The organism is Streptococcus sp. SGI.013, from assembly GCF_050315295.1.
GTDB lineage: Bacteria > Bacillota > Bacilli > Lactobacillales > Streptococcaceae > Streptococcus > Streptococcus porcorum.
This window is the reverse complement of sequence record NZ_JBNPOS010000007.1, coordinates 12664-31375: the sequence shown is the minus strand read 5'-3', so window position 1 is coordinate 31375 and position 18712 is coordinate 12664. Positions and strand designations below refer to the sequence as shown.

Here is an 18712-nt window from a genome sequence, read left to right as displayed (position 1 = left end):
TTTACAAAAAAAAAACTGTTACAGATCTTTCTCTGTAACAGTTTCTCTCTTAGTGTAAGGAATAGTTTGGAGCTTCGTTGGTAATTTGTACATCATGTGGATGACTTTCAATCAGACCTGCCCCACTCATCTCAACAAACTGAGCATGTTCATGAAGAGCAGAAAGATTAGCAGCACCTGTGTAACCCATACCTGAGCGAATACCTCCAATCAACTGGAAGACAATATCAGATACCGCACCTTTATAAGCAACACGCCCTTCAATACCTTCTGGAACAAGTTTATTGGCTTCATTCACCGCACCTTGGAAATAACGATCGCTTGAGCCTTTTTTCATAGCTGCAATAGAGCCCATTCCACGATAAGACTTGTATTTACGACCTTGGAAAATCTCTGTTTCACCTGGTGCTTCATCTGTACCAGCAAACATTGAACCTAACATAACAGCATTTCCACCAGCTGCCAAAGCTTTAACAATATCTCCTGAATATTTAATCCCACCATCAGCAATGATCGTTTTCCCATATTCACGCGCAACTGCTGCCGCATCATAGATAGCCGTCACTTGAGGAACACCGACACCAGCCACGACACGTGTTGTACAAATTGAGCCAGGACCAATCCCTACTTTAACCACGTCAACACCCGCTTCATAGAGGGCACGAGCACCCTCAGCAGTTGCAATATTCCCAGCAATCAGAGTTTTATCTGGGAAGGTAGCACGAATCTCAGCGATTTTACGGAGAACACCCGCAGAGTGACCGTGTGCTGTATCAATGACAATAGCATCGGCACCTGCATTAAAGAGGGCCTCTGCACGATCAAATGTGTCAGATGTCACGCCTACGGCAGCCGCCACCAAGAGACGACCAAATTCATCTTTAGCCGCATTTGGAAATTCGATAACTTTTTCAATATCTTTGATTGTAATCAAACCTGAAAGACGACCATTATCATCCACTAAAGGTAGTTTTTCAATACGGTGTTGGTGCAAGATTCGCTCTGCTGTCGCAAGATCTGTCCCAACAGGCGCTGTCACTAGATTTTCACTGGTCATATGCTCTGAAATCAAACTATTGTAGTCTGAGATAAAGCGCATGTCACGGTTTGTGATGATACCTACTAATTTACGATTATCCATTGTCTCAACAATAGGAACACCACTAATACGGTAACGCTCCATCAATTCTTCAGCTTCAGATACTTTACTATTTGGCGTTAAGAAGAATGGATCAATAATGACACCATTTTCTGAACGTTTAACTTTACGAACTTCTTCAGCTTGGTCTGCAATAGACATATTTTTATGGATAACTCCAAGCCCACCTGCACGCGCAATGGCAATTGCCATCTTACTGTCTGTCACAGTATCCATAGCTGCTGTAATAATCGGAATATTCAGTGTCAAATTTGGAGCTAGTTTTGTTGACATGTCAACTTCATTTGGAAGAACATGGCTTTCAGCTGGAATAAGTAATACATCATCAAAGGTGTAACCTTTTTTCAAAAATTTAGTGTCCCAATTTGACATTAAAAAATCCTCTTTTCTTTAGTTTAGCGTTTAACGCCTATTTTTTATTGTTACTATGATAACACTCTAACACGATTTGTCAATCATTATTACTATATCAGCTCAGAAATCATTTTAAAAATAGTTAATCCCCATAGCTGCTTTGACGTCTGACAAGGTTTGAGAGGCTGTTTCTCTAGCTTTTTGACTCCCCTTTTCAAGCATACGGTAAACCTCTCCCATATCTTTAGCAAATTCTAAACGGCGTTCACGAATAGGGGCTAACTCACGTTCCATAATCTCTAAAAGATAACGCTTGGTTTTCACATCACCTAAACCACCTCTTTGATAGTGCTCCTTCATAGCAGCGATCTCATCTTGGTCTTCTGCTCTGCCAAAAACATCTAAGTAATGAAAGACCATATTCCCCTCAATCTTACCTGGATCTTCTACTCTGATATGGTCTGGGTCAGTGTACATACTCATCACTTTTTTTCTTACTGTATCTGCATCGTCAGCAAGATAAATACCATTATTCAAAGATTTAGACATCTTAGCATTTCCATCTAAACCAGGTAGGCGACCTGCAGCTTCATTTTCAGGAAAAATTCCTTCTGGCTCCACTAAAACATCTGTTTGATAAGTATGATTAAAGCTACGCACAATCTCACGCGTTTGCTCAATCATAGGTTTTTGGTCTGTCCCTACAGGCACAAAATTTGCCTTAAAAGCTGTAATATCTGCTGCTTGAGAAATGGGATAAACTAAAAATCCTGTGGGAATTGATTCACCAAAACCTTTTTGAGCAATTTCTGTCTTAACCGTTGGGTTGCGCTCTAGACGCGCTAAAGATACCAAATTCATATAATACATCGTTAGCTCTGCCAACTCTGGAATCTGGCTTTGAATAAAAATAGTCACTTTATCTGGATCAAGACCTGCCGCAAGATAATCAAGTGCAACATTACCAATTGACTCAATGACCTTGTCTGGTGTTTTAGCATAGTCTGTGAGGGCTTGTTGGTCAGCGAGAAAAACAAACATGTCATATTTGTCTTGATTTTGTAGCAAAACACGATTTTTCAAAGAGCCAACATAGTGGCCAATGTGTAACTTTCCTGTTGGTCGATCACCTGTTAAGATAATGGGTTTCGTCATTTTTTCTCCTTTTCATTTATAACACAAAAAATCCCCACACAAAAAATTGTGTGAGGGCGTTATTTCTTGATAACACGGTACCACCTCAGTTAGTAGCTCAACTACTATCTCTATTCCTCAAAAAAGGATTGCACGATAAGGGGTGCCTACCTGAAGATTATGGTTTCTCTTCATCTTTTTTACCAGTCCATTTCAGAACAACCAAACTACTGGCTCACAACAACCGCCAGCTCTCTGAAAGCTGATTAAACCTACTTTTCTGATTAAAATTCATTCTACGCTATTTACAGATTTTTGTCAAATATCTCTCCATTTTATTTCTAACTTGACCGCAATAGCTTCATGCTTCATAATAGTTTTGTTAAAAATGTTTGATAGGAGAAACAATATGCCTAAACTAAAAGATCTAAGTCTTGTCACGATAGGTTGTCTAATAGCCGCTACTGGACTAAATACTATGCTAATGGATAACAATATTGTATCAGGTGGAATCGGTGGGCTCGCCATTAGTATGAATAAACTATTTGGGTGGAATCCTGGTAATTTTGCACTCCTAGCTAATATCCCCTTACTGATCCTTTGTTATATTTTTTTAGGACGCACTACTTTATTAAAAACACTTTATGGTGCTTGGATTTACCCTATTTTCATTAAATTAACAGAAAAGTTACCAACTCTTACGCATCAGCCCCTTCTTGCTGCCTTATTTGGTGGAGTTATATTAGGCGTGGGATTGGGACTGGTTTTTTTAGGAAATTCCTCTACAGGAGGTACAGCTATCCCCACTCAAATCATCCATAAATATAGTCCCTTATCCTTAGGAGTGGTGATGACGATTGTTGATGGTTTGGTGGTTGCAACTGGTCTAGTTGCCTTTGATATAGATACTGTTCTGTATTCTATTCTCTCTCTTTTAACGATTAGTTATGTGGTTGATATTGTTACTTCTGGATTCCAATCTTCTAAAAATGTCATGATTGTCTCTCAACAACACCAGAAAATCAAAAACCATATTACGACTGATCTTGATCGAGGCGTAACGGAAATTCCTATTTTAGGAGGCTATACAGGACAAGAGAGACTCATGCTCATGACAACTATCTCTAGTCTTGAATTTCCAAAACTACAAAAAGAAATTCTTAAACTTGATGAGACCGCCTTTATTATCGTTGTCCCTGCAACACAGGTCATGGGACGCGGATTTAGCCTCACTAAACAACACCAACTCAAGGAAGATGACCTTATCCCTCCTATGTAAAACCCCAATAGCTTGAAAAAGGGGCTTTTTTCCTGTAAAATGAGAGTGACTATATATAAATGAGGTATTCACATTGCTTACAGTATCAGACGTATCGCTACGTTTTAGCGACCGTAAACTTTTTGATGATGTCAACATCAAATTTACAGCAGGAAACACCTATGGCCTTATTGGTGCTAACGGTGCAGGGAAGTCAACTTTTCTTAAAATTTTAGCAGGTGATATTGAACCCACAACTGGTCATGTCTCACTTGGACCTAACGAGCGCTTATCTGTCTTACGTCAAAATCACTTTGACTATGAGGATGAACGAGCTATTGATGTCGTTATTATGGGAAATGATGAGCTTTACAGAGTCATGAAGGAAAAAGACGACATTTACATGAAACCTGATTTCTCTGAAGAAGATGGTGTTCGTGCAGCTGAATTAGAAGGAATTTTTGCTGAACTCGGTGGCTGGGAGGCAGAAAGCGAGGCTGCGCAGCTTTTACAAAATCTAAACATCTCCGAAGATCTCCACTACCAAAATATGAGTGAGTTAACAAACGGAGATAAGGTTAAAGTCCTTTTAGCTAAAGCACTTTTTGGTAAACCTGATGTTCTCTTACTTGACGAGCCTACTAACGGTCTTGATATTCAGTCTATCAATTGGTTAGAAGATTTCTTAATCGACTTTGAAAATACAGTTATCGTTGTTTCACACGACCGTCATTTCCTCAACAAAGTTTGTACCCATATGGCTGACCTTGATTTTGGAAAAATTAAAATCTTTGTCGGAAACTATGATTTCTGGAAACAATCTAGCGAACTTGCAGCAAAACTTCAAGCAGACCGAAATGCAAAAGCAGAAGAAAAGATCAAAGAGTTACAAGAATTTGTTGCACGTTTCTCTGCTAATGCTTCTAAATCTAAACAAGCAACTTCTCGTAAAAAAATGCTGGATAAAATTGAATTAGAAGAAATTATTCCTTCTAGCCGTAAGTATCCTTTTATTAACTTTAAAGCAGAACGCGAGATGGGAAATGACCTCCTCACTGTTGAAAATCTGAAAGTCACTATCGATGGAGAAGTCATCTTAGATAATATTAGCTTCATCCTACGTCCAGGAGACAAGACTGCCCTTATTGGACAAAACGATATCCAAACCACAGCTCTTATTCGTGCGCTTATGGGGGATATCGAATATGAAGGAACCATCAAATGGGGTGTCACCACTAGCCAGTCATACCTACCTAAAGATAATAGTCGAGACTTTGCAAGCGGGGAGTCTATCCTGGACTGGTTGCGTCAATTTGCAAGTAAAGAAGAAGACGACAACACTTTCCTCCGTGGCTTCTTAGGTCGTATGCTCTTTTCTGGTGATGAGGTTAACAAGTCTGTCAACGTCTTGTCAGGAGGAGAAAAAGTGCGCGTGATGTTATCAAAACTCATGCTTCTAAAATCAAATGTACTTGTGCTTGATGATCCGACCAATCACTTAGATTTGGAATCTATTTCAAGTCTTAACGACGGTCTAAAAGCCTTCAAAGAGTCAATTATCTTTGCCAGTCATGACCATGAATTCATTCAAACCCTAGCTAATCATATCATTGTTATTTCAAAAAATGGCGTGATTGACCGTATTGATGAAACCTATGATGAATTCTTAGAAAATGCTGAAGTTCAGGCTAAAGTTCAGGAACTTTGGAAATAAAAAGCGTCCAACGCTTTTTATTTTTACACTGATAACCATAAGGAGACCACATGACTTTTTTTACAAAGTACCGTAATATCATTTTCTATTTAATAAGTTTTCTTTTTCCAAGCCTCATTATGTTTGCAGTCCTCTTATCTTTTGATATCACCTGGGGAAGTGAGACAACTATATTAGCTAGTGATGGTTTTCATCAATATGTCATCTTTGACACTGCTCTTAGAGATATTTTACATGGAAAAGATAGTCTATTTTACAGTTTTACAAGTGGACTAGGATTAAATTTTTATGCTCTCATGAGTTATTATTTGGGGAGTTTCTTTTCTCCCTTGACCTATTTTTTTGATAAATCCTCAATGCCTGACGCTGTTTATCTCTTTACTCTTCTAAAATTTGGGCTCATTGGACTCTCTAGTTACTTTAGTTTACACAAAGTTTACAATAAACTAGAACGATCGTTTACTCTAGTTCTCTCTACATCCCTTGCTTTAATGAGCTTTTTAACCAGTCAGCTCGAACTGAACAAGTGGTTGGATGTCTTTATTCTGATTCCGCTTATTCTACTAGGATTACATCGTCTGATTAACAAGGAAGGAACCTTACTTTACTACGCTGCTTTGACCATACTGTTTATCCAAAATTACTATTTTGGATTTATGACAGCTCTATTTTTGCTCCTATGGTTCTTTGTGCAGTCCTCTTGGGATTTCAAACATCGTATCAAGAGATTCTTAGATTTCTCTATTGTTTCCATCTTGTCAACCTTGTCAAGTATGGTTATGCTACTTCCTACTTATCTTGATTTAAAAACCCACGGGGAAACCTTTGATACCTTTACAAACTGGCTTTCTGAAGATGCTTGGTGGCTAGATATTTTTGCTAAAAATATGGTTGGTGCTTACGATACCACTCAATTCCATGCTCTACCTATGATAGCGGTCGGTCTTATTCCACTGACTCTAAGTCTGATTTTCTTTTTCCTTCCATCTATTAAATGGTCTGTCAAATTATCTTATGGAATATTACTGATTATTCTTATTGCCAGCTTTTACTTAGAACCTCTTGATCTCTTTTGGCAAGGAATGCACGCACCAAATATGTTCCTTCACCGCTATGCTTGGGTTTTCTCTTTTATTTTGATTTACATGTCCGCAGAAACCTTGTCAAGAACAAGTCAATGGACACTGAAACTGATAACCCCTAGTTTTTTATTTTTAGCGATAGGATTTGGACTTACCTTCTTTTACTCAGACCACTATCCATTTCTAACATCTGTCAACTTTATGCTAACAGGTAGCCTCCTATTGGCCTACTTTATCATTTTATTTAGTCTAATTAAAAATTACATTGACAGTCAGTGGTTTAAATTATTTCTCTCTTTCTTCATGATTTTAGAAGTCAGTTTAAATAGTTTCTATTACGTCAAAGGTTTATCAACTGAATGGAACTTTCCCTCTAGAGAAGGCTATACTAAAAACCTCACTGCCATTGACAGTCTTGTCAACTTTGCAAACGAAAACACATCAACCTTTTTCAGAATGGAACGACTTTTACCACAAACAGGAAATGATAGTATGAAATTTGCTTATAATGGCATTTCTCAATTTTCATCTATTCGTAATCGCGCCTCAAGTAGCCAACTAGATCGCTTAGGTTTTCGATCAGATGGAACTAATTTAAATTTACGCTATCAAAATAACACGCTTATTGCTGACAGTCTCTTTGGTATTAAGTATAATCTATCTCAAGCAAATCCAGATAAATATGGCTTTGAGCAAGTCAAAACAGTCGATGAGATGAGCCTTTATGAAAATCGCTTTTCAACACAGCTTGCCATCTTGACCAACAGCGTGTATAAAGATATCGATTTCACTATTAATACCTTAGATAATCAAACCAATCTCCTTAATAATCTAACGGGACTAAACTACAATTATTTTACACGTCTATCCTATTCACCAATCAGCCAAAATACACAACTTGGACAAAAAGTAACCGTTAAGGAGGTTAATGGAAAAACTCAAATAACCTATCTCCTAGCTACACCCCAAAATAGCCAAATATATGTTAGCATGCCTAATATCACTTTTGAAAATGATGATCAAAATAATGTCCAAATCACTGTTAATCATAAAACGACTAATATGGTCACTGACAATGCCTACTCATTTTTTAATATTGGCTATAACAAAGAAGTACAAACATTAGCTGTCACCTTCCAATTTTCAGGAAATAAGGAGGTAAGTTTTAATCCTCCAAACTTCTATGCTTTAAATTTAGATTATTATACCGAAGCTATCGAAAAACTATCTACAGCACCTGTTTCAGTACAAGAAAAAGGCAATAAAGTTGTCATCAAGTATGATAGTAATAAAGACACCTCGTTATTTTTAACTCTTCCTTATGACAAAGGTTGGAAGGCCTATCAAAATAATAAAGAGATACCTATTAGAAAAGCTCAAAAAGGATTTATGGCAGTTGATATCACTAAAGGTAAAGGGGAGGTAACATTAATTTTTATTCCAGATGGTTTTAATATCGGACTACTGTGCTCACTAGCTGGACTTAGCCTTTACTTAAGCTATGCTTACTTTTATAGACCAATAAAAAAAATTAAAATATAATAAAACTCTCTTCTTGCTAACTGATAGCTACTAAAAAATCGGATATTACTTGAAATAATGTCCGATTTTTTTCTTTTATTAACTTTTAGATGGTAGGAGAAACCAATTCCCTTAATCAAAAAAACCTTATTACTAAGGTTAAGGTTTCTTTGATGTCTTATCACTCCGGCAGCAGGACTCGAACCTGCGACATCATGATTAACAGTCATGCGCTACTACCAACTGAGCTATGCCGGAAATTATAGTCCGTACGGGATTCGAACCCGTGTTACCGCCGTGAAAAGGCGGTGTCTTAACCCCTTGACCAACGGACCAATTTTAGGGATAACAAATAACTTATAAGCTATTATACCATAACATTTGTTTTTGTCTAGTAGCCTCTTATACTTTTTCTCATTATATTTTTGTACCTTTGTCAATGATGTGAGACCAAAAAGGTTATTTTGAAGTCATCCATTTGCTAAGCTTTATTAGGAACTAGCTCCTAGTAAAGCTTTTCTGATATCGATAGGAGATTTCCAGTTTAAAGTCTGCATAGGGAGTCTATTAGAACGATAAAGATAGGTTTTCATCTGCTTGATCAGATCGTCATAGGAATAGAAGATCAAGTGCTGGTAGAAACGTCGATTGTCATTTCGATGACTGCGTTCAACCTTGCCATTATGTCTGGGTGTTCGAGGACGAATCAGCTTGTGCTCAATGCCAAGTTCCTGACAAAGTAAGTCTAATGGGTGAACTTGTTTGGTCTCTTTGAAATGAGTGAACTCAAAGCCATTATCCGTTTGGAGGATTTTGGGTTTGTATCCAAAGTGTTTAATCGCCATTTTGAGAAATTGAACGGTTGAGTAGGACGACTGCTCTTTTAAAGGGAATATAAAGCGTTCACGACTGGCTTCATCAATAACAGTATATTGGTAGAACTTATCAGGAAGTTTACCTGTGTAGCAGTGAGTTGGTACGTATTTGACATCCATTTGCCACTTGATACCTAGTTTAGTTGGAGTGTCATATGGTTTCGGTACATAAGGTTTTTGCTTTGTTTTAGGGGATTTGAAGAAGTCCAGTTTTCTCAAGATTCGAAAGAGTGAGCAAGGGTGCCTGTGATATCCCTTGTTGGTTTTGAGCTTGTAGAAGATTTCGATGAGTGTTGCGTTTGGATTTCTTTTGATGCAGTTTTTAATCCATGTTAGCTCTTGCTCGGTATGGGCCTTTGGGTGCGGTGTTAGAGGGCGATGGGATCGATTTTTCAGCGATTCTTTGGTTCCATCAAAACGCTTATTCCAGCGCATAAGAGAGGCTTTTGAAACTTTGTATCGTCGACAGATGAAGGCGACAGAGGCACCATTTTGGTAGGTTTTAACAGCGTGGTAACGTGTTTCTAGAGTATGTGGTACATAGCGAATATTTTGTGATATACTAGTCATGAGAAGATTCCTTTTTGGTGAGTGGTGGTACTCTTATCATATCAGGGAATCTTCTTTTTGACTTCTAGAAGTCTCACATCTATTGTAACGCTACACTTATACTTTTTCTCATTATATTTTCTTATTGACAAAAACTCCTTATTTTTGATAGAATGGAGGAGTTGATAAAGTGGTTCCATAGCTCAGCTGGATAGAGCATTCGCCTTCTAAGCGAACGGTCGCAGGTTCGAATCCTGCTGGAATCAAAAAAACCTCATCAATTTTGATGGGGTTTTTCTGTTGCCAGTAACCAGTTGATTAACACTAATGGTAAAATAACCAAATACAGGGCATACTCTTGCCAATAATCACTAGTCACCTTGGCTAAAAAAACACCAATCATAAAACTAAACAAAATCCAAACGGTATATAATGATTTCTTTAACAATTGATGGTCTTTTTCTGCAAGGGCTTTTGTTAACATCCAGGCAACATTTTTCATATTCCCTGTCATCATAACATTAGCATAAGCCACTCCCCTAATTTTTTTAAAAGTATCAAGCTGAATGGAGGCAAAAAACGCCAAGCCTGCCAAAGTAACATTTGAAGAGACAATAGGACTGATAAAGGCAATCAATAGCATCAAAATCAATAGAAAAAAACTCCCTAAAAAATGCCAATGATATCCTTTTTTTTGTGCCCAACGTCTTCCAAAATACACAAAAGATTGTCCTAAAATAAAAAATAAAATAGGTAAGATATAACTAAAACTTTCAGCGTACTTTCCTTCAGCTAAACGAATCATCATATAAATCAAATTACCAGTTTGCACTCCCGCAAATCTTCCTTCTTGTGTTGCAAAAGTGAAACTATTAACAAAACCGCTGATAAATGTGACTAGGGTCGCCACCCTTATCCCTTCAAACATTCGATGCTTATTAGTCGAATTCATATTATTTCCTTTTGTCTAAATTTGCAACTATTTATGATAAGGACTGCCTTGTTGAATCATAAAGGAACGATAAATTTGTTCAATTAACACTAGCTTCATCAACTGATGAGGGAGGGTCATCCGCCCAAAACTCACTTGCAAATGGGCACAATCTTTCACTCTTTGATCCAATCCTAAACTCCCCCCTATAATAAAAGTTAACGTAGAATACCCTTGAACTGTCGCAGCTAACAACTTTTGACTCAACTCTTTTGAATCGAGCTCTTTTCCTTCAATAGCTAAAACAATAATATAATCTCGTTCTCCAATTTTATCTAGGATACGAGCACCCTCTTTACTTAATATCTGTTGCTTTTCTGCATCGGAAGCTGTATCTGATATTTTTTCATCTAGTAGCTCAATCTGCTCTAGTTTAGTGAAGCGACTCAAACGTTTGGCATACTCTGCTATTCCTAATTTTAAATATTTTTCTTTTAAACGTCCTACTGTGATAAGTTTTACTTTCATACGTTTTATTGTAACATATCCACATTAACTTTAACAGGTTATCCACAAAAAAAATCTAAATTGTCCCTCTAAAACCTTGATATTTCCGTGTTTTTTTGAGATAATCTTTCTTATCCACAACTTGTGGATAACTTTTTGTGAACAATTTAAGTTTCCCTTAAGTTTTAGGGCGTATGCTTACTTAAAAATAGTGGAGGATATCTCATGAAATTGAACCCTTTAAAAAAAGGACAAGGAAAATTTTTACTCAGTTTAGTTGCTGCTGGGGGATGTGGCGCATTCTTAGCGGTAGCTATTTTAAATGGTACACAATCTAGTAGTCTTGCTAATCAAGTCACAACTAGTAAGGTGACCTATAATACTGAAACCTCTACAACTAAAGCCGTAAAAAAAGTACAGAATGCTGTCGTCTCAGTGATTAGCTATCAAACAAATACCAACACGAGTGAACTTGACTCTCTATATAGTCAAATTTTTGGACAGGAAAATTCCAAATCTAATAGTGATCAACAAGAAGCTGATATTTCAAGCGAGGGGTCCGGAGTCATTTATAAAAAATCAGGCAATGAAGCCTATATTGTAACCAATAACCATGTTATTAGCGGAGCTGAAAAAATCGAAATCATGCTGTCTGACGGTAGCAAAGTAGTGGGCCAACTAGTAGGAGCTGACACCTACTCAGATCTAGCAGTTGTTAAAATCAGCTCAGATAAGGTCACAAGTACTGCAGAGTTTGCTGACTCTGATAAACTGAATGTTGGAGAACCAGCTATTGCTATTGGAAGTCCTCTAGGAAGTGAGTATGCCAATTCTGTTACCGAAGGGATTGTTTCTAGTCTAAGCCGTACTGTTACTTCTCAAAACGAAGACGGAGAAACGATTTCAACCAATGCCATTCAAACAGATGCTGCCATCAACCCTGGTAATTCAGGTGGCCCTCTCATCAATATTAAGGGACAGGTCATTGGGATAAACTCTAGTAAAATCTCTGCGAGCGGTTCCCTAACAGATAGTGTTTCTGTAGAAGGGATGGGCTTTGCTATTCCTTCTAACGATGTCGTCTCTATTATTAATCAACTGGAGCAAAATGGTAGTGTAGAGCGTCCAGCTTTAGGAATTACCATGTTAGATCTCAGTCAACTATCAACAACTTATCTTGAAAAATTATCTCTTCCAGGAGAAATTACTACTGGTGTTGTAGTAGTTAATACTCAAGACAATATGCCTGCTAGTGGGAAATTAGAAGCAAATGATGTTATTGTTTCTATTGACGGGGAAGAAGTAACTAGTATAAGTGATCTTCAAAGTATTCTATATAAGCATAACATTGGTGATGAACTAGAGATTACTTACTATAGAGGACAAGAGAAAAAGACAGCCAAAATTCAACTGGAAAAATCAACAAAAGATTTACAAACAACAAACAGCAGTAACTAAACATTAGACCGGTACATTTTAACAATAGTCTATCGCCTAACAAGCACAGACTATATTGACCTGGAGTGGTTTACCTCATTTGATCAATAGGATAAACCACTCTATTTTTGCAGATATAAATGACTATAAGGAGAACTTAAATATGGAGGAATTTCAGTCTATTCTGATAACAGATATTCTCCCGAATCCCTATCAACCAAGAAGAGAATTTGATGCTATTGAACTTGAAGAACTTGCTGACTCAATCAAAGAAAATGGCATTATCCAGCCAATAATTGTTAGAAAATCTGAAATTTATGGATTTGAATTAATTGCTGGAGAACGTCGATTACGAGCTTCTGCATTAGCTGGCTTAACTTATATTCCAGCTATCATCAAAAATATTACAGCTCAGGAAAGTCAACAACAAGCTATCGTCGAAAATCTGCAACGATCTAATTTAAATCCCATCGAAGAGGCGAAAGCCTATTTGCAACTAAAAAATTCTGGTCTAACCCATGATGACATTGCTAAACAAATGGGGAAATCACGTCCTTATATTTCAAATAGCTTACGTTTAATGAAGCTCCCCCCAGCTATCCAAAAAGCTTTGGAAAATAAAAGCATTAGCCCTGGGCATGCACGTCTTCTCATTAAACTTGACCCTAAACAGCAGGCTGAGCTATTTGAACAAATTCAAAAACAAGGGTGGAGTGTTAGAGACTTAGAAAAACAGCTAAAAAAACAAAAAAATACAACTCCCAAAAATAAAAATACTGACCCGCATCTCAATCACTGGGAAGAAGAATTAAAAAAAGAACTTGGATTAACCGTACAGATTAAAGCCAAAAGTAATCAGAAGGGAAAAATTATATTATCCTACCATAACTTCGAAGAATTCAACAGAATTATTAACAAGTTAAAATAACTTGTGCGTAAGAAAAAATCACTGACAAACTTATACACAGGTATTCATTCAAAAGTTTACTGTAATAACAATGTTTTTACGTTATCCACATTTTGTGGATAACTTTTTTTAACACTGTGGATTTTATTGAAATACTTGTGGAAAACTATCTGGCTTTATGATACAATAAGTTATCAACAATTCTTCACAGGAGTTTACTATGACAGAAAATGAACGCATTTTTTGGAATAGGGTTCTTGAATTAGCCGAAAGCAGATTAACACGTGGTGCTTTTGAGTACTATTTAACAGATATTAATCTTCATAGTATTGAAGATCAAATAGCCATTATTGTCATTCCAGATAGTGATAGGAGGCTCTTCCTTGAAAAAAATCTAAGTGACATTATATTAACGGCTGGTTTTGAAGTTTTCGATTTAAAAATCACTGACCACTATGTCCTAAAAAATGAACTTCCAGAAACAAAAAAAGATGAGGCGCTTCCTTCTGCAAATCTTGCTAAACCAGCCGTAGCTGATGTCGAATCTAATCTCAAAAGCCAATACACTTTTGATAATTTTATTCGAGGAAAAGGAAATGAATGGGCTTTAAGTGCCTCCATCGCAGTCGCACAAGACCCAGGTGGAACCTACAATCCACTATTTATCTATGGTGGACCTGGTTTAGGAAAAACCCATCTACTCAATGCTATTGGGAACACGATCTTAGAAAATAATCCCAACACGCGCTTAAAATACATCACTGCTGAAGACTTTTTGAATGAATTCACGAGACATATGCGACAAAATGAGGGGAAAGGCTTCCAAGAAAAATTTCGAACATTAGACCTTTTACTCATCGATGATATCCAATTCCTGGCAAGGCGCAATCTCTCAGGAACCCAAGAGGAGTTCTTCCATACTTTTGATGCTCTACATAAAGCCAACAAGCAGATTGTTCTAACCAGTGATCGTACACCTGATGAACTAAAAGACTTACAAGATCGTATCATCACGCGCTTTAGTTGGGGGTTAACTATTGATATTACCCCTCCAGATTTTGAAACAAGGGTTGCCATTTTAATTGATAAAGTTAAAGAATACCCTTACGAATTCCCAATTGAGACGATTAAATATTTAGCGACACAATTTCACTCCAATGTCCGAGAATTGGAAGGCGCGCTCAAAGATATTAATTTAGTTGCAAATGTGAAACAGTTGGATCTAATCTCCATTGATACCGTTTCAGAAGCGATTCGAGCTCGAAAAAATGATCGAGCTCAGACCAGCTCCATATCTATCGAAACTATTCAAGAAGAAGTCGGAAAATTTTATAGCGTTACCGTCCGTGAAATCAAAGCAACTAAGCGAAATCAAGATATCGTTTTAGCTAGACAAGTAGCTATGTTTTTAGCTCGAGAACTAACAGATAGTAGCCTTCCCAAGATCGGTAAAGCTTTCGGAGGAAGAGACCATTCTACAGTTCTTCATGCTTATAATAAAATCAAAAACATGATTGAAAAAGATGATGGTCTGCGTTTAGAAATTGAAAATTTGCAAAATAAAATTCTCTGATGTGGACAGTTATTCACACTTATCCACAACCTGTGCACAACTTCTAAGCTAGAAGTGGCCTTTCCTTTTCTTATTTTTCCACAGTTTCCACAAGACCTACTATTACTACTATTACTATACTAATTTATAAAGGATTTCCACATGATTCAATTTTCTATCAATAAAAATCTATTTCTTCAAGCCTTAAATGCGACCAAACGTGCCATTAGTAGCAAAAATGCAATTCCTATCTTATCTACAATCAAAATTGAAGTAAACCCTAATGGGATTACCTTAACAGGATCAAATGGACAAATTTCTATTGAAAACTTTATTTCTACCTCTAATCAAAATGCAGGCCTATTAATCACCTCTGTCGGAAGTATCTTATTAGAGGCAAGTTTTTTCATTAACATTGTTTCAAGTTTGCCAGATGTTAATATTGATTTTAAAGAAATAGAACAACAACAAATTGTTTTAACAAGTGGTAAATCAGAAATTACTCTAAAAGGAAAAGATGTTGAACATTATCCTCGTATTCAAGAAGTTGCTGCTTCCAAACCTTTGGTTTTAGAAACAAAATTATTAAAAAGTTTAATTTCAGAAACGGCTTTTGCTGCTAGTACCCAAGAAAGTCGTCCTATTTTGACAGGGGTTCATCTTGTCTTAAGCCAAAATAAAGAATTTAAAGCAGTTGCAACAGACTCGCATCGTATGAGCCAGCGCAAATTAACTTTAGATAAAATGACAGATGATTTTGATGTTGTCATTCCAAGTAAATCTCTTCGTGAATTTTCTGCTGTTTTTACGGATGATATTGAAAGTGTCGAGGTATTTTTATCAAATAATCAAATGTTGTTTAGAAGTGAAAATATTAGTTTTTACACTCGTCTTCTTGAAGGGAATTATCCAGATACTGATCGTCTTTTGATGAATCAATTTGAAACAGAGATTATTTTTAAAACTCAAGCTCTTCGTCAAGCGATGGAACGTGCTTACTTAATTTCAAATGCGACTCAAAATGGTACCGTCAAGTTAGAGATTAACTCAGGGCTTGTTAGCGCCCATGTTAACTCACCAGAAGTTGGAAAGGTAAACGAAGAAATTGATACCGAGCATCTTGTTGGAGAAGATCTCTTTATTAGCTTTAATCCAACTTACTTGATTGAAGCTCTCAAGGCTTTAAAGAGTGATACGGTCCGTGTCCAATTTGTTTCACCAGTTCGTCCTTTTACCTTAACGCCAGGAGATGATAGCGAAAACTTTATTCAATTGATTACACCAGTCCGTACGAATTAAGATAAGTTTAAGTCTCATACTTTATACTATGAGCATCCTAAAACTTTTCTTTTTCATAAATCTCCTAAATGCCCAGCTTTCTGACTGGGTATTTTTTTGATATAATGACAAAAAAGAGATAAGGAGTGGAGTATGTACCAAGTGGGATCCTTTGTTGAGATGAAAAAGCCCCATGCCTGTGTGATCAAATCAACTGGTAAGAAGGCTAATAAATGGGAGGTTATCCGTCTAGGAGCGGATATCAAAATTCGCTGTACCAATTGTGACCATGTGGTGATGATGAGTCGATATGATTTTGAGAGGAAGATGAAGAAGGTTCTGCCAAGCGAAGTCTAGTTGTAAGCGGTTAGCTCGACAAATTCGAGCTTTATGCATAGCTAGTAACCTGTCCCAAGTTGAGTTGGTAGAAGCAATTTTATATTTTCTATAATCTTGTCTCCAAGTGGAAAATGATGCTTTTGAATACTTGAACGAAGCATACAAGCAACCAGTTGAAAATAGAGAAATTTTTCTGTCTATCCTCTATATGATCATTTAGCTTCTCAGAGTTTGGATTTTGCAATGGGGATAAAATAATTTTCAGAGTCCTGTCATTTGGCAGGATTTTTATCTACTTTTCTGCTATAATAGTCATGATTGAATTTTTAATTGGAGAGTAAGAAAATATGGCTTTAACAGCAGGAATCGTAGGTTTACCAAACGTTGGTAAGTCAACCCTATTTAATGCAATTACAAAGGCAGGTGCAGAAGCTGCCAACTATCCATTTGCTACTATTGATCCAAACGTCGGCATGGTAGAAGTACCTGATGAGCGTTTGCAGAAATTGACAGAGCTCATCACTCCTAAAAAGACAGTGCCAACGACTTTTGAATTTACTGATATTGCTGGTATCGTAAAAGGTGCTTCAAAAGGTGAAGGACTTGGAAATAAATTCTTGGCTAATATCCGCGAGGTTGATGCGATTGTCCATGTAGTTCGTGCTTTTGACGATGAAAATGTCATGCGAGAGCAAGGTCGTGAGGATGCTTTTGTAGATCCTTTGGCAGATATTGATACTATCAATCTTGAGTTGATTTTAGCCGATCTTGATTCTGTCAATAAACGCTATGCGCGTGTAGAAAAAATGGCTCGTACGCAAAAAGATAAGGAATCTGTTGAAGAGTTTAATGTTCTTCAAAAAATTAAGCCAGTTCTTGAAGATGGGAAGTCAGCACGAACAATCGACTTCACTCCAGAAGAAGAAAAAGTTGTAAAGGGGCTTTTCCTCTTGACGACTAAACCAGTCCTCTATGTTGCAAACGTCGATGAAGATAAAGTAGCTTCGCCAGATGATATCGACTATGTTCAACAAATTCGTGACTTTGCAGCAACAGAAAATGCAGAAGTAGTGGTCATTTCTGCGCGTGCTGAAGAAGAAATCTCAGAGTTAGATGAAGAAGATAAACAAGAATTTCTAGAAGCAATCGGTTTAGCAGAATCTGGCGTAGATAAATTGACACGTGCAGCCTATCATCTCCTTGGACTCGGTACCTACTTTACAGCAGGAGAAAAAGAAGTCCGTGCTTGGACCTTTAAACGCGGTATCAAGGCACCACAAGCAGCTGGTATTATTCACTCTGATTTTGAGCGTGGCTTTATTCGTGCGGTAACGATGTCTTATGATGATTTAATCAAGTATGGCAGTGAAAAAGCGGTTAAAGAAGCTGGACGACTTCGTGAAGAAGGAAAGGAATACGTTGTTCAGGATGGAGATATCATGGAATTCCGCTTTAATGTGTAAGATGAAAATTGGTTGGAAAGTATTTTCCAGCCTTTTTGGTCTAGAGTTAAAAACAGATACAATATAGAAAGAGGAGAAGAATGGTCAAATTGATTGTTGGTCTGGGAAACCCAGGTGCTAAATATCATGAAACGAAACACAATGTTGGCTTTATGCTGGTAGATCAAGTTGCTAAAACTTTAAACTTATCTTTTAGCTTGGATAAAATTTTTAAAGCAGAGGTTGCGAGTGGTTTTTTTAATGGTGAGAAGATTTACCTAGTGAAACCAGTCACTTTTATGAATGAAAGTGGTATTGCAGTGAAAGCTTTATCAAGTTATTTTAATATTGCCATTGAAGATATGATTATCATCTATGATGATCTGGATATGGCTGTTGGTAAAATTCGCTTTCGTCAAAAAGGTTCAGCAGGTGGACATAATGGCATCAAGTCTATTATCAAACATCTTGGGACCCAAGAATTTGACCGTATTAAAATTGGTATTGGACGTCCCAAATCAGGGCAATCGGTGGTTAGTCATGTCTTAAGTACTTTTGACCAAGAGGATTATGCTAGTATTTTGGCGACTTTGGATCGAGTAGAATCGGCCCTTGATTTTTATCTGTCAACAGGTGATTTTGCGGCAACAATGCAGAAGTATAATGGGTAGTT

General features: G+C 37.1%; 15 protein-coding genes, 3 tRNA genes and 1 other annotated feature. Of the genes, 11 read left to right on the top strand and 7 right to left on the bottom strand.

Annotated elements, in window-relative coordinates; translation table 11 throughout:
* Window positions 1-49: 49 nt before the first annotated feature.
* Together guaB and trpS are read right to left on the bottom strand one after the other, a co-directional pair.
* Window positions 50-1531, bottom strand: a complete 1482-nt coding sequence (gene guaB / locus ACQRDX_RS03050; RefSeq protein ID WP_276761371.1) for an IMP dehydrogenase — start codon at window positions 1529-1531, stop codon at window positions 50-52.
* Window positions 1532-1645: 114 nt separating this feature from the next.
* Entirely contained in the window at window positions 1646-2668 is a 1023-nt protein-coding gene (gene trpS, locus ACQRDX_RS03045; RefSeq protein ID WP_354367120.1) for a tryptophan--tRNA ligase, read from the bottom strand.
* Between the two features lie 49 nt (window positions 2669-2717).
* Window positions 2718-2942, bottom strand: a binding site (T-box leader).
* Window positions 2943-3056: 114 nt separating this feature from the next.
* Between trpS and ACQRDX_RS03040 the strand changes: the two genes are divergently transcribed.
* The 3 genes from ACQRDX_RS03040 to ACQRDX_RS03030 all read left to right on the top strand — a co-directional run bounded on the left by ACQRDX_RS03040 (window position 3057) and on the right by ACQRDX_RS03030 (window position 8243).
* Window positions 3057-3926, top strand: coding sequence for a YitT family protein (locus ACQRDX_RS03040; protein ID WP_354367118.1), 870 nt, complete (start codon window positions 3057-3059; stop codon window positions 3924-3926).
* A 73-nt stretch (window positions 3927-3999) separates the two neighbouring features.
* Window positions 4000-5619 carry an ATP-binding cassette domain-containing protein gene (locus tag ACQRDX_RS03035; protein WP_276761379.1) on the top strand — a complete coding sequence of 540 codons (1620 nt, stop codon included), beginning with the start codon at window positions 4000-4002 and terminating at the stop codon, window positions 5617-5619.
* A 50-nt stretch (window positions 5620-5669) separates the two neighbouring features.
* Window positions 5670-8243 carry a YfhO family protein gene (locus ACQRDX_RS03030; RefSeq protein WP_427894143.1) on the top strand — a complete coding sequence of 858 codons (2574 nt, stop codon included), beginning with the start codon at window positions 5670-5672 and terminating at the stop codon, window positions 8241-8243.
* Between the two features lie 163 nt (window positions 8244-8406).
* On the opposite strand, the gene ACQRDX_RS03025 is transcribed toward ACQRDX_RS03030, so the two are convergent.
* From ACQRDX_RS03025 to ACQRDX_RS03015, 3 genes are all read right to left on the bottom strand, one after another.
* Window positions 8407-8480, bottom strand: a tRNA-Asn gene (locus ACQRDX_RS03025).
* Window positions 8481-8485: 5 nt separating this feature from the next.
* Window positions 8486-8557 (bottom strand) — tRNA-Glu (locus ACQRDX_RS03020).
* A 156-nt stretch (window positions 8558-8713) separates the two neighbouring features.
* The gene (locus ACQRDX_RS03015) at window positions 8714-9667 is read right to left on the bottom strand and encodes a DDE-type integrase/transposase/recombinase (protein WP_427894141.1); all 954 of its coding nucleotides are present in this window, start codon (window positions 9665-9667) and stop codon (window positions 8714-8716) included.
* Between the two features lie 171 nt (window positions 9668-9838).
* Between ACQRDX_RS03015 and ACQRDX_RS03010 the strand changes: the two genes are divergently transcribed.
* Window positions 9839-9912: transfer RNA gene (locus ACQRDX_RS03010), tRNA-Arg, on the top strand.
* Window positions 9913-9923: 11 nt separating this feature from the next.
* Here ACQRDX_RS03010 and ACQRDX_RS03005 read toward each other — a convergent pair.
* Both ACQRDX_RS03005 and rlmH read right to left on the bottom strand, forming a co-directional pair.
* Complete coding sequence (locus ACQRDX_RS03005) at window positions 9924-10598, bottom strand: YoaK family protein (RefSeq protein ID WP_427894139.1); 675 nt, start codon at window positions 10596-10598, stop codon at window positions 9924-9926.
* Between the two features lie 27 nt (window positions 10599-10625).
* Window positions 10626-11105, bottom strand: a complete 480-nt coding sequence (gene rlmH / locus ACQRDX_RS03000; RefSeq protein WP_427894137.1) for a 23S rRNA (pseudouridine(1915)-N(3))-methyltransferase RlmH — start codon at window positions 11103-11105, stop codon at window positions 10626-10628.
* A gap of 204 nt (window positions 11106-11309) precedes the next feature.
* Between rlmH and ACQRDX_RS02995 the strand changes: the two genes are divergently transcribed.
* The 7 genes from ACQRDX_RS02995 to pth all read left to right on the top strand — a co-directional run bounded on the left by ACQRDX_RS02995 (window position 11310) and on the right by pth (window position 18710).
* Window positions 11310-12542: a S1C family serine protease gene (locus ACQRDX_RS02995; RefSeq protein WP_427894135.1), complete on the top strand. Its 1233-nt coding sequence runs from the start codon at window positions 11310-11312 to the stop codon at window positions 12540-12542.
* A gap of 142 nt (window positions 12543-12684) precedes the next feature.
* On the top strand, window positions 12685-13449 hold the full coding sequence (locus ACQRDX_RS02990; protein WP_427894133.1) for a ParB/RepB/Spo0J family partition protein: 765 nt from the start codon (window positions 12685-12687) through the stop codon (window positions 13447-13449).
* Between the two features lie 199 nt (window positions 13450-13648).
* Window positions 13649-15001, top strand: coding sequence for a chromosomal replication initiator protein DnaA (gene dnaA / locus ACQRDX_RS02985; RefSeq protein WP_427894131.1), 1353 nt, complete (start codon window positions 13649-13651; stop codon window positions 14999-15001).
* Between the two features lie 141 nt (window positions 15002-15142).
* Complete coding sequence (gene dnaN, locus ACQRDX_RS02980) at window positions 15143-16279, top strand: DNA polymerase III subunit beta (protein ID WP_354367103.1); 1137 nt, start codon at window positions 15143-15145, stop codon at window positions 16277-16279.
* 132 nt (window positions 16280-16411) lie between these two features.
* Window positions 16412-16615 carry a DUF951 domain-containing protein gene (locus ACQRDX_RS02975; protein WP_354367101.1) on the top strand — a complete coding sequence of 68 codons (204 nt, stop codon included), beginning with the start codon at window positions 16412-16414 and terminating at the stop codon, window positions 16613-16615.
* 329 nt (window positions 16616-16944) lie between these two features.
* On the top strand, window positions 16945-18060 hold the full coding sequence (ychF, locus tag ACQRDX_RS02970) for a redox-regulated ATPase YchF (protein ID WP_354367099.1): 1116 nt from the start codon (window positions 16945-16947) through the stop codon (window positions 18058-18060).
* An 80-nt stretch (window positions 18061-18140) separates the two neighbouring features.
* A complete protein-coding gene (gene pth / locus ACQRDX_RS02965) occupies window positions 18141-18710 on the top strand; it encodes an aminoacyl-tRNA hydrolase (protein ID WP_354367097.1) in 570 nt (189 codons plus the stop codon).
* Window positions 18711-18712: the final 2 nt, after the last annotated feature.

Bases quoted from the DNA above. Each gene is read 5' to 3' on its own strand.
- guaB (WP_276761371.1), bottom strand. From the start codon at position 1,531: ATGTCAAATTGGGACACTAAATTTTTGAAAAAAGGTTACACCTTTGAT.
- trpS (WP_354367120.1), bottom strand. From the start codon at position 2,668: ATGACGAAACCCATTATCTTAACAGGTGATCGACCAACAGGAAAGTTA.
- ACQRDX_RS03040 (WP_354367118.1), top strand. From the start codon at position 3,057: ATGCCTAAACTAAAAGATCTAAGTCTTGTCACGATAGGTTGTCTAATA.
- ACQRDX_RS03030 (WP_427894143.1), top strand. From the start codon at position 5,670: ATGACTTTTTTTACAAAGTACCGTAATATCATTTTCTATTTAATAAGT.
- ACQRDX_RS03015 (WP_427894141.1), bottom strand. From the start codon at position 9,667: ATGACTAGTATATCACAAAATATTCGCTATGTACCACATACTCTAGAA.
- ACQRDX_RS03005 (WP_427894139.1), bottom strand. From the start codon at position 10,598: ATGAATTCGACTAATAAGCATCGAATGTTTGAAGGGATAAGGGTGGCG.
- rlmH (WP_427894137.1), bottom strand. From the start codon at position 11,105: ATGAAAGTAAAACTTATCACAGTAGGACGTTTAAAAGAAAAATATTTA.
- ACQRDX_RS02995 (WP_427894135.1), top strand. From the start codon at position 11,310: ATGAAATTGAACCCTTTAAAAAAAGGACAAGGAAAATTTTTACTCAGT.
- ACQRDX_RS02990 (WP_427894133.1), top strand. From the start codon at position 12,685: ATGGAGGAATTTCAGTCTATTCTGATAACAGATATTCTCCCGAATCCC.
- dnaA (WP_427894131.1), top strand. From the start codon at position 13,649: ATGACAGAAAATGAACGCATTTTTTGGAATAGGGTTCTTGAATTAGCC.
- dnaN (WP_354367103.1), top strand. From the start codon at position 15,143: ATGATTCAATTTTCTATCAATAAAAATCTATTTCTTCAAGCCTTAAAT.
- ACQRDX_RS02975 (WP_354367101.1), top strand. From the start codon at position 16,412: ATGTACCAAGTGGGATCCTTTGTTGAGATGAAAAAGCCCCATGCCTGT.
- ychF (WP_354367099.1), top strand. From the start codon at position 16,945: ATGGCTTTAACAGCAGGAATCGTAGGTTTACCAAACGTTGGTAAGTCA.
- pth (WP_354367097.1), top strand. From the start codon at position 18,141: ATGGTCAAATTGATTGTTGGTCTGGGAAACCCAGGTGCTAAATATCAT.